Consider the following 1,604-nt stretch of genomic DNA (forward strand, 5'->3'; position numbering starts at 1 on the left):
CTCAGCTAGGTTGTCCTTTATCATACGTCTAAGAAGCATTAAATGAGCATGATGTTTCCTAGTTACATTAAACTCCTTACATCCAGAAGCCATCATATATGCATTGGAATACAATGTTCTTCCATTGTTCATTTCGTCATCCAAAAATCTTTTAAACGTATTTATCTTAAAATTTTCTACATTCAAATTCCCAAAATGCTTTTCAAGCAACTGCCATGTTTCAATCTTGTTAAAAAGTTTAAATAATAAAACCCTAAATAATATATCTGATTGCGTGTATTGATTTTTATCTTTATAGATAACATTCTTTATTAGATATTGGCTTACCCGATCAGAGGCTCTGTAAACATTTGTAAATTTGTATTCTTGTAAAATAGGATCGTTAGTGAAAGGAGAATCTTTCCTTGTAAATCTATTTATGAAAACATTTTGTCGTTCGTAGGCAAATTTCCAGTAAGTATCATATGCTATTGTTGGTTTTGCAGGATCAAGCTTTATAATTATATTGGTTCGTTTAGACATATCGGCTATATTTTTCTACCAATTTTTTTGCTTCTGATTTTCTTATTTTTCCTAGCTCGAGAATGCTTGCTATACAATTGACTTCATCAAGCTCAAGTCCCATCTCACCAGCCATAAAATCACCAAGATTCTTAAGCCCCAAATAGTTTCCATATCCTCGATCAACTAAATGTTGCATGGCATAAATTGCATTTAGAGTCATTTTTCCATTCTTTTTTGGAATTAAGCAGACTTGTTGCAAACATGGAAAGCCCCTCAAAGGTTGAGGAGAGTGATCTTCTGACGGGTCAAACGTTAAAGCTATCAATGCTGAACGTCTATGTATAGGTTTACGTACACCCTCTATTCCATTATATGTTTCTATAATATGTTTAAGTTGATTAATTGGCTCCCCATGTTTCTCATTGAAGGCCATTAAACGTCTAAAGTAATGTCCTTTGTAATTTCGACTATCTTTTTTAATGTATTTCCAGACCTTATCAAAACGATCAAATATAGATTCCTGACCTCCCATGAGACTTATTGGAAAAATAGTACTCGCAGTTGTTTCAATAGGTGATTGCGACTCACCTTTAAGATATTCATTTATTTCGTGTTCCAGTTCCTCCTTGTATGGTGGGTATGCCAGATTAGTCGCATAGTTCGCTATAACTGGGGAAAGAGACCATTCTCCATCATTCGCCATAGTTGTAAGTAATTTTAACCAACACTCTGTATAAGAGCCTCCATGGATAATCATTCTTCTTCCTCATCATATTTATACTGATAAAAACCTTGAAATTTATGTCTACTAATTTTTGTAAAACTACTCCACTTGTCATTAAAAATACGGGTTATACCTGGCCCTTTTGCTTCATAGATGTATTTGTCTGTTTTATTTACACAATCGAGTATTAGTGGACCATCTATAGATAGTTTATGCTGAGATACTATGAGGTCGCCCACCTCAAGTTCAATTGCTTTTTCATCCCACCAATCATCAATATTGAATACTTGATTTTTAGTTTTTGTCCCACAAAGTGAAAACCTAATATCACTTAATTTCGCTTTTTTTAGCTGTTGGAAATGTCTATATGTGATTA

3 protein-coding genes are annotated in these 1,604 nt (G+C 33.5%); all 3 read right to left on the minus strand.

Annotation, left to right across the window (positions count from 1 at the left end; all coding sequences use genetic code 11):
• Positions 1-522: nucleotide kinase domain-containing protein (locus RLO81_RS00715; protein WP_350105782.1), on the minus strand; the 522-nt coding region annotated here is incomplete at its 3' end.
• Positions 515-1,207 (minus strand): hypothetical protein, encoded by a 693-nt coding sequence (locus tag RLO81_RS00720; RefSeq protein WP_350105784.1) that lies wholly within the window; start codon positions 1,205-1,207, stop codon positions 515-517. The genes RLO81_RS00715 and RLO81_RS00720, both read right to left, overlap by 8 nt.
• Positions 1,208-1,257: 50 nt before the next feature.
• Positions 1,258-1,604 (minus strand): hypothetical protein (locus tag RLO81_RS00725; RefSeq protein WP_350105786.1); only part of this gene is annotated, 347 nt, incomplete at its 5' end.

The sequence above is a fragment of the Fulvivirga sp. genome (assembly GCF_040220315.1).
In the GTDB taxonomy this organism is placed as follows: Bacteria; Bacteroidota; Bacteroidia; order Cytophagales; family Cyclobacteriaceae; genus Fulvivirga.